Below are 9,796 nucleotides of genomic sequence, written 5' to 3' on the forward strand. Positions count from 1 at the left end.
GTTCCCCGAATCCCGTGCTTCTACACGGCTTCGGCCACACTCAGTCAGCAACTCCGCGTGGCCACCGAACGTTCCCCGCACGGTTCCCACTGCTTTCCCGTCAAGTCCGGTCGTTTCCTTCACTCCGGACGCATCCACTGCTCCATCACCGACAACAGGTGATCGGGATCGACCGGCTTGGTGACGTAGTCCGAGGCGCCCGATTCGATCGCCTTCTCCCGGTCGCCCTTCATCGCCTTCGCGGTCAGCGCGATGATCGGGAGCCCGGCGAACTGCGGCATCCTGCGGATCGCCGTCGTCGTCGCGTATCCGTCCATCTCGGGCATCATGATGTCCATCAGAACGACCGTCACATCGTCGTGCTGCTCCAGGACCTCGATGCCCTCACGGCCGTTCTCCGCGTACAGCACGGACAGACCGTGCTGCTCCAGGACGCTGGTCAGCGCGAAGACGTTGCGGATGTCGTCGTCGACGATCAGCACCTTCTCCCCGTTGAACCGGATGCCCCGGCGCGAGGTCGGCGCGGACTCCTCGGACGCCCACTGGTCCCGTACGGTCTGCCCGAGCTGGGCGGACTCGACGGCCCGGCGACGGCGCCTGAAGAGCGCGGCGGCACCGTTCTGGGTCTCGTGGTACGACTTCACCTCGGCCGGCATCTCGATGCCCACCTCGCTCCGCTCCGTGAGTTCGGCGAGTTCCGCCGCGGACGCCACCAGGTCGCCCGCCTCCAGCGCGGGCAGCTGCTGATAGCCCTGCGGGGGCAGTTCGCTGGGGTGCAGCGGCAAATACAGCGTGAACGTCGAACCGCGTCCCGGTTCGCTCTGCGCGTGGATCTCACCGCCGAGCAACTGCGCGATCTCCCGGGAGATCGACAGCCCGAGGCCGGTACCGCCGTACTTGCGGCTGGTCGTACCGTCCGCCTGCTTGAACGCCTCGAAGATGACCCGCATCTTGCTGCCGGCGATCCCGATCCCGGTGTCGGTCACCGAGAACGCGATAAGGGCGGCGTCCGCGTCCCGCAGCGAACCGGCCTCCAGGAGCTGCTCCCGGATCGCCACCGGCACATCCGCGCCGGCCGGCCGGATGACCAGCTCGACCGCCCCGGAGTCGGTGAACTTCACCGCGTTCGACAGCAGGTTGCGCAGCACCTGGAGGAGGCGCTGCTCGTCGGTGTGCAGCGTGGCCGGCAGTTCCGGCGACACCCGGACCGACAGGTCGAGGCCCTTCTCCGCGGTCAGCGGACGGAAAGTGGCCTCTACGTAGTCGACGAGTTGGACGAGCGCGATGCGCGTCGGGGAGACGTCCATCTTGCCCGCCTCGACCTTCGACAGGTCCAGGATGTCGTTGATCAGCTGGAGCAGGTCGGACCCCGCGCCGTGGATCGTCTCGGCGAACTCGACCTGCTTCGGGGAGAGGTTTCCCTCCGCGTTGTCGGCGAGCAACTTGGCCAGGATCAGCAGCGAGTTGAGCGGTGTGCGCAGCTCGTGCGACATGTTGGCGAGGAACTCGCTCTTGTAGCGCATCGACACCGCGAGCTGCTCGGCACGCTCCTCCAGGACCTGCCGCGCCTCCTCGATCTCGGTGTTCTTCACCTCGATGTCACGGTTCTGCTGGGCCAACAGCTCGGCCTTCTCCTCCAGTTCGGCGTTGGAGGACTGGAGTGCCTTCTGCCGGTTCTCCAACTCGGCCGACCGCTCGCGGAGTTGCTCGGTCAGCTCCTGCGACTGCTTCAGCAGCACCTCCGTCTTGGTGTTGACGGAGATGGTGTTGACGCTGGTCGCGATCATCTCGGCGATCTGGTTGAGGAAGTCCTTCTGGATCTGCGTGAAGGGCGTGAAGGAGGCCAGCTCGATGATGCCGAGCACCTTCCCCTCGAACAGCACCGGAAGCACGATCACCTGCGCGGGCGGCGCCTCCCCGAGCCCCGAGGAGATCTTCAGATAGCCGCTGGGCGCGTTCTCCACGAGGATCGTGCGCCGCTCCTGGGCGGCCGTCCCGATCAGCGCCTCACCGGGCCTGAACGAGGTCGGCATGGAGCCCATGGAGTAGCCGTACGACCCGAGCATGCGCAGTTCGTACGCCTCCTCGCCCTCGGCATCCGCCAGGGGCAGCGCGAGGAAGAACGCCCCGTGCTGCGCGGAGACCACCGGCGTCAGCTCGCTCATGATCAGCGAGGCGACGTCGTCCAGGTCGCGGCGGCCCTGCATCAGCGCGGAGATCCGGGCGAGGTTGCCCTTGAGCCAGTCCTGCTCCTTGTTGGCGATCGTGGTGTCGCGCAGGTTGGCGATCATCTTGTTGATGTAGTCCTGCAGTTCCTGGATCTCGCCCGCCGCGTCGACGTCGATCTTCAGGTTCAGGTCGCCGCGGGTCACCGCGGTCGCCACGCGCGCGATGGCGCGCACCTGCCGGGTCAGGTTCCCGGCCATCTCGTTCACCGACTCGGTGAGGTCGCGCCAGGTGCCGTCGACGTCACGCACGCGTGCCTGGCCGCCGAGTTGCCCCTCGGTGCCCACTTCACGGGCGACCCGGGTGACCTCCTCGGCGAAGCTGGACAGCTGGTCGACCATGGTGTTGATCGTCGTCTTGAGTTCGAGGATCTCGCCGCGGGCGTCGATGTCGATCTTCTTGGTCAGGTCGCCCTTGGCGATGGCCGTGGTGACCATCGCGATGTTGCGCACCTGACCGGTCAGGTTGGACGCCATCCCGTTCACGGACTCGGTGAGGTCCTTCCACGTGCCGGCCACACCGGGCACGCGCGCCTGACCGCCCAGGATGCCGTCCGTGCCCACCTCGCGGGCCACCTTGGTGACCTGGTCGGCGAACGAACTCAGCGTCTTCACCATGGTGTTGAAGGTGTCGGCGAGCTGCGCGACCTCGCCGCGCGCCTCGATCGTCACCGTCCGGGTCAGGTCACCGTTGGCGACGGCCGCCGCGACCTGGGAGATGTTCCGCACCTGCATGGTCAGGTTGTTGGCCATCAGGTTGACGTTGCCGCTGAGGTCCTTCCAGATGCCCGTGACACCCGGTACGTGCGCCTGGCCGCCCAGGATGCCCTCGGTGCCCACCTCGCGGGCGACCCGGGTCACCTGCTCGGCGAAGGACGACAGCTGGTCGACCATCGTGTTGACGGTGGTGACGAGTTCGAGGATCTCGCCCTTGGCGTCGACGGTGATCTTCTTGGAGAGGTCGCCCTTGGCGACGGCGGTCGTGACCTCGGCGATCTGGCGCACCTGGATGGTCAGGTTGTTCGCCATGAAGTTCACCGACTGCGTGAGGTCCTTCCAGGTGCCGGAGACACCCTGCACCTCGGCCTGCCCGCCCAACTGCCCCTCGGTGCCCACCTCGCGGGCCACACGCGTGACCTCCTCGGCGAACGAGGACAGCTGGTCGACCATCGTGTTCAGGGTGTTCTTCAGCTCCAGGATCTCCCCGCGCGCGTCCACGGTGATCTTCTGGGACAGGTCACCCCGGGCCACCGCGGTCGCGACCTGCGCGATGTTGCGCACCTGCGCGGTGAGGTTGCCGGCCATGCCGTTCACCGAGTCGGTCAGGTCCCGCCACACACCGGCGACACCGGGCACCTGCGCCTGCCCGCCCAGGCGCCCCTCCGTGCCCACCTCGCGGGCCACCCGGGTCACCTGGTCCGCGAAGGCGGAGAGCTGGTCGACCATCGTGTTGATGGTGTTCTTCAGCTCCAGGATCTCGCCGCGCGCGTCCACGTCGATCTTCTGGGACAGGTCGCCCTGGGCCACCGCCGTGGTCACCTGGGCGATGTTGCGCACCTGGGAAGTCAGGTTCCCGGCCATCGAGTTGACGGAGTCGGTGAGCTCCTTCCAGGTGCCCGAGACACCGTCCACGCGCGCCTGGCCACCGAGCCGGCCCTCCGTGCCCACGTCACGGGCCATCCGCGTCACCTGGTCGGCGAACGAAGACAGCTGGTCCACCATCGTGTTGACGGTGTTCTTCAACTGAAGCATCTCGCCGGACACATCGACGGTGACCTTCTGCGACAGGTCGCCGTTGGCCACGGCCGTCGTCACCTGCGCGATGTTCCTCACCTGTCCGGTGAGGTTGCGGAACGCCGTGTTGACGGAGTCCGTCAGGTCCTTCCACGTCCCGGCCGCGCCCGGCACCTGCGCCTGGCCGCCCAGTTCACCCTCGACACCGATCTCGCGCGCCACGCGCGTGACCTCGGCACCGAACGAGGACAGCTGGTCGACCATCCCGTTGACGGTGTTCTTCAGTTCCAGCATCTCGCCGGCCACGTTCACCGTGACCTTCTGGGACAGGTCACCGCTCGCCACGGCGGTCGTCACGGCGGCGATGTCCCGCACCTGAATCGTCAGGTTCCGGAAGACCGTGTTCACCGAATCGGTGAGGTCCTTCCACGTTCCCGCCGCACCCGGCACGTTCGCCTGCCCGCCGAGCTGCCCCTCGGCACCGACCTCGTTGGCCACGCGCGTGACCTCGTCCGCGAACGTCCGCAGCGTCTCGGTCATCTGGTTGATCGTCTCGGCGAGCTGGGCGACCTCGCCCCGCGCCGACACGGTCACCTTCTGCGACAGGTCACCGTTGGCGACCGCCGTCGTCACCTGCGCGATCCCGCGCACCTGGGCCGTCAGGTTGCCGGCCATGATGTTCACCGAGTCGGTGAGGTCCTTCCACACCCCGGCCACACCCGGCACCTGCGCCTGGCCGCCCAGCTCGCCCTCGGTGCCCACCTCACGGGCGACTCGCGTCACCTCGGAGGAGAACGACGACAGCTGGTCCACCATCGTGTTGACGGTGTTCTTGAGCTCCAGCATCTCGCCGGCGACATGGACGGTGACCTTCCGCGACAGGTCACCCTTGGCGACCGCCGTGGTCACCAGCGCGATGTCCCGCACCTGGGCCGTCAGCCGGTACGCCATCGTGTTGACCGACTCCGTGAGGTCCTTCCACGAGCCGGACATGCCACGCACGCGTGCCTGCCCGCCCAGCTTGCCCTCGGTGCCCACCTCGCTGGCCACGCGCGTGACCTCGTCGGTGAACGTCGACAGCTGGTCGACCAGGTTGTTGACGGTCCGCCCGACCTTCAGGAACTCCCCGCGCAGCGGATGCCCGGTCCCGTCCGGCGCCTGCGTCCGCAGCTCCATGCGCGGCGACAGATCACCCTCGGCCACCGCGGACAGCACCCGTCCGACCTCGGAGACGGGCCGTACGAGGTCGTCCACGAGCGCGTTGGAGGCGTCGATGGCCGAGGCCCAGGAACCCTCGCAGGCGCCCGTCTCCAGCCGCTCCGTGAGCTTTCCCTCGCGGCCCACCATGCGCCGCACCCGGGACAGCTCGCCCGTGAGATGCAGATTGCGGTCGGCCACCTCGTTGAACACGGCGGCGATCTCCGACATCACGCCGTCGCCGGACACCGTGAGCCGCTTGCGGAAGTTCCCGTCCCGCATGGAGACCAGAGCCGTCAGCAGCCGGTCCAAGGAGGCAGCGTCCACCTCCGTGGTCCCATTGCGCGGTTTGCGCTGGTTCTTCAGGGACTGTCCGCCTTTCGCGCGCGTCTTGGTGGCCCGCGTCGCTGCGCCAGACTCCACTGTGTCCCTCCCGCAGGGGTCGACCGTTACTGCTGTTCTGGGTGCTACTGCTCGGCGTATCAGTTACTGCCGCGTATCTCTGCCCGGTTTACCGGGCTTCAACAGGGCTTGCTGCCCTCCGTACACGGAAGACACCCGGCCTGCCCGGACCTTCACCAGAATCCTGCCCAGTGTTTCACCCTGCCTGAACCAGGCCATAACAGTTCGGCAGCTTCGCACACGGTCCGCACACCCTGAGGACGGAAACACTGCGGACCGGCATCCGCATGGACGGTGAAGGTAAGTAACCTTGCATGCGGCTGTCCAGCCGCGCCGGTTCCGTCCGGCCTGGGCGGTGGCACGAGCACGAGCGGGCAGGCATCGGAGGGGCACCGCACCATGACCACCGGACTGCATCCTGGGGGAACGCCCCAGGATCCCCCGCCGACCGGAAACCAGCCGGTGCCCCGGCAGGCGACGATCGGCCATGGTGACCTGCCCGCCGACGACAGGCCGAGGAGTTCTGTGATCACCGCGCGCGCGGCCGCCAGTTTCGACCCCGTGGGACGATCGGTCGCCACCGCGCGGTCCTTCGTCCGCGACACCCTGCAGGGCTGGGGCTTCGCCGACATCGTCGACGACGCCGTGGTCCTCACCAGCGAGCTGGTGACCAACGCCGTGGTCCACGCGGGCACGGCCGCGGATGTTCTGTGTCTACGGAGTGACGACGGCGTGAGGATCGAGGTCGCCGACCACTACCCGGAGCGCGAGATCCCCCTCCAGGGGGCCGCGATCAGCATGAGCAGCCCCGACCGCGAGGGCGGCCGCGGCCTCCAACTGTGCGCGGCCCTGGCCAGCCGCTGGGGCGTCGACTACACCCCCACCAAGAAGCTGGTCTGGTTCCAACTCGACCTCCCCGCCCGCCCGGTGGGCACCCGCGCGGCCGGCCCGTCCCTCCCGGCCGCCCTGCTCCCGCTCGCCGACGGCAGAGTCCGCGTCGCGGTCGTCCAGATCGACCGTACGGGCTCCATCGCGTCCTGGAACGAGGACGCCGAGGAACTCTTCGGCTACGCCGCAGAGCAGGTCACCGGCAAGCCCCTCACCGACCTCGCCGCCTGGCCGCACACCCCGGGCACCAGCACCGGCATCGCCGAGGCCCTCCGCCTCTCCCGCTGGGAGGGCACCTACGGCATCCGCGGCGCCGACGGCCGCGTGACCCCGGTCTACGCCTCCCACCTCCGCGTCCGCGACACGGACGGCGAGCCGTCAACCGTGTGCCTCCTGGTGCGGGACCACGAACGCGCGGTTCTGCAGACCCCGTTGCGCGGCCCCGCCCCCGACGCGGCGTCCACCCCGGACGGCCAGAACACCGACCCGTTCGAGGTGTTCATCGGCTCCCCCGCGCCGGACGACCTCGACGGCCTCCTCCAGCGCACGGTCGAACGCGCCCGCGACATGCTCGACGGAGACTCCGCCTTCCTCCTCCTCGCGACCGACGACGAAACGGAGTTGGAGGTCCGCGCCTCCACCGGCCTGCCCTCCGCCCGCCAGCGCTTCGCGCGCGTGCCCGTCGAAGCGGGCCCCGGCCGCTACGGCTCCGCCCGCATGCCGGCCGTCCACGAGGACCTCCAGGCCGTCCCGGGCGCCGTCCCGCTCCTCAGCGGCACCGGAATGCGCTCGGTCGTCACAGTCCCCCTGAAGGTGGAGGGCCGCCTCACCGGCTCCCTCGGAGTGGCCGCCGAAGGCCCCAACAAGTACTCGAACGAAGAAGCGCTCCGCCTCCAATTCGCCGCGGACCGCATCGCGTTGGCGGTGGAATCGGCCCGCCTGGGCGAACTGGAACGCCTGCGCCGCGGCTCCCTCAGCTTCCTGGTCGAGGCCTCCGACCTCCTCGCCGGCACCCTGGACCGCGACCAAACCCTGGCCCTGATGGCCCAGATGACGGTCCCGACGCTCGCCACCTGGTGCGCGGTCTACACAATCGCCGACCAGTCCTCGGACCCGTACCTCTCGTATGTCCTCCATGAGGACGAGGAACTCATCGACGGCATCAAGTCGTTGCTCTCGAAGATCGCCCCTCCGGACCCGGTCCCCACCCCCGGCGCCCGCGTCTGGGCCGCCCCCGCCGAGGCCGCCCACCAGGCCGCCCTGCGCACCTCCATGCGCAGCCTCGGCCTCGGCGAGCCGACCCGCCGCGTCAGCTCGGGCATCGGCCCAACTCTCGCTACGGCATCCGCCGTTGGCGGCGAGACAGTCGTCCTCCCCCTGGTCGCCCGCAACCGCGTCATCGGCATGCTGACCCTCGGCAAGCCCACCGACGAACACTTCCGCCAGGAAATCCTGGAACTGGCCGAGGACTTGAGCCGCCGAGCGGCGCTGGCGTTGGACAACGCCCGCCTGTACTCGGAACGCACGGCGATCAGCCAGTCCCTCCAGCGCAGCCTCCTGCCCCCCGACCTCCCGCACATCGAGGGCGTAGAGGTCGAGGTCATCTACCGCGCGGCCGGCGAGGGCAACGAAGTAGGCGGCGACTTCTACGACTTGTTCCCCATCCGAGACGGCGTCTACGGCTTCGCCATCGGCGACGTCTGCGGCACAGGACCCGAGGCCGCCGCGGTCACCGGCCTGGCCCGCCACGCCCTCCGCCTGCTCGCCAGGGAGGGCTTCGGCGGCCCCGCGGTCCTGGAGCGCCTCAACTCCGCGATCCTCGACGAGGGAGCCCGCAGCCGCTTCCTGACGCTCCTCTACGGCGAGTTGTGGCCCCAGGAGGACGGCAGCGCCGAACTGAAGGTGGTCTGCGCCGGCCACCCCCTCCCGCTCCGCCTCCGCCAGGACGGCACCGTCGAACCCGCCGCCGAACCCCAGCCCCTCCTCGGCGTCATGGACGACCTGGAGCTCTACGAGCAGACGGTCACCCTCGACCCCGGAGACGTCCTCCTGTGCGTCACGGACGGCGTCACAGAGCGCCGCGAGGGCACCCGCATGCTGGGCGACGACGGCCTCACCGACGTCCTCACGACCTGCACGGGCCTCACAGCGGGAGCAGTCGCGGCCCGCGTCATGCGCGCGGTCGAACGCTTCGCCTCCGACGCCCCGTCCGACGACATGGCGATCCTGGCGATGCGCGTCCCGGGCCTCCAGAAGGACTGACCGACCCCGAACACGCAGAAGGCCCCGCCCAATTGGGCGGGGCCTTCTGATGTCTGGAGCCCTCTAACGGAATCGAACCGTTGACCTTCTCCTTACCATGGAGACGCTCTACCGACTGAGCTAAGAGGGCCTGTCACTTTCCCGAGGTTTCCCTCGCGGCAACGAAAAGAATCATACCCCGAACAGGCCCGTGCGCCCAACCACCGCCTCCCGACCCCGACTCGATCAGAAAGCGGGCTGCAACAGTCCCCCGAGCGCGTTGCATGCAGAAACGATCCTCTGCATCTCCCGCTTGGTCAACGAGGCGTCCACGGGCAGCGCGAGGGTCTCGTCGGCGGCCCGCTCGGTCTCCGGCAGAGCCACACACCGCCGGAACTCCGGCAGCCGATGCACAGGAGTCTTCACCGGCACCCGGCACTCAACTCCCCTACCGCGCACGGCCCGAGCGAAGGCATCCCGATCCGGCCGCCCGTTCCCCGGCACCCGCACGACGTACTGCTGGTAGGTGTGCCCGTCCCCACCATCGGGCGTCCGCACCCCCCGCAACTTCGCATCAAGATAGGCAGCCCGCTCCCGCCGCTGAGCGACTTCGTCGTACGGCGCCTCGGACTCCCCCTGCTGCAACACCAGCAGCCCATGCCGCTGCCCAACCCCGAGCAACCGCCCGACATCAGCCGACCGACCGAATCGATGTACGACAACTATCGCCGCGGTACGCGGAGTTACGGCCGCTTCGACAGCGGACACGTCCAGGCAGTAGGTCACCGGATCTATGTCGGCGAACACCGGGAGGCCACCCGCCAGGGTGACGGCCTCGGCGACTTCCACGTTCCCGAACGCCGGCACGACGACCTCGTCACCGAGTCCGACGCCTGCGGCCCTGAGCATTGCAGCAGTACCCATGCTCGGATGGTGATTGCGCAACGTGAACTTCAAGTGACGCACAACAAAAAAGGGTTGGACCCCGAACCGAAGTTCAGGATCCAACCCTTTCAATATTTGTTCGGCGGCGTCCTACTCTCCCACAGGGTCCCCCCTGCAGTACCATCGGCGCTGTAAGGCTTAGCTTCCGGGTTCGGAATGTAACC

Annotated in this window: 3 protein-coding genes, 1 tRNA gene and 1 rRNA gene; 1 reads left to right on the forward strand and 4 read right to left on the reverse strand. The window is 68.6% G+C overall.

The annotated features are described in order from the left end of the window. Nucleotides 1-119: 119 nt before the first annotated feature. Complete coding sequence (locus ACIBK4_RS23965) at nt 120-5,579, reverse strand: HAMP domain-containing protein (protein ID WP_398997282.1); 5,460 nt, start codon at nt 5,577-5,579, stop codon at nt 120-122. 378 nt (nt 5,580-5,957) lie between these two features. On the opposite strand from ACIBK4_RS23965, the gene ACIBK4_RS23970 reads away from it, so the two are divergent. Beyond that, the gene (locus ACIBK4_RS23970; RefSeq protein WP_398997284.1) at nt 5,958-8,708 is read left to right on the forward strand and encodes a SpoIIE family protein phosphatase; all 2,751 of its coding nucleotides are present in this window, start codon (nt 5,958-5,960) and stop codon (nt 8,706-8,708) included. A 54-nt stretch (nt 8,709-8,762) separates the two neighbouring features. Here ACIBK4_RS23970 and ACIBK4_RS23975 read toward each other — a convergent pair. The 3 genes from ACIBK4_RS23975 to rrf all read right to left on the reverse strand — a co-directional run. After that, nucleotides 8,763-8,838 (reverse strand) — tRNA-Thr (locus ACIBK4_RS23975). Nucleotides 8,839-8,933: 95 nt separating this feature from the next. Further along, nucleotides 8,934-9,596: a DegT/DnrJ/EryC1/StrS family aminotransferase gene (locus ACIBK4_RS23980; RefSeq protein WP_033287124.1), complete on the reverse strand. Its 663-nt coding sequence runs from the start codon at nt 9,594-9,596 to the stop codon at nt 8,934-8,936. A 113-nt stretch (nt 9,597-9,709) separates the two neighbouring features. Beyond that, nucleotides 9,710-9,796: ribosomal RNA gene (gene rrf, locus ACIBK4_RS23985) — 5S ribosomal RNA — on the reverse strand; the annotation flags it as partial.

The sequence above is a fragment of the Streptomyces sp. NPDC050528 genome (assembly GCF_044457795.1).
Taxonomy (GTDB): Bacteria; Actinomycetota; Actinomycetes; order Streptomycetales; family Streptomycetaceae; genus Streptomyces.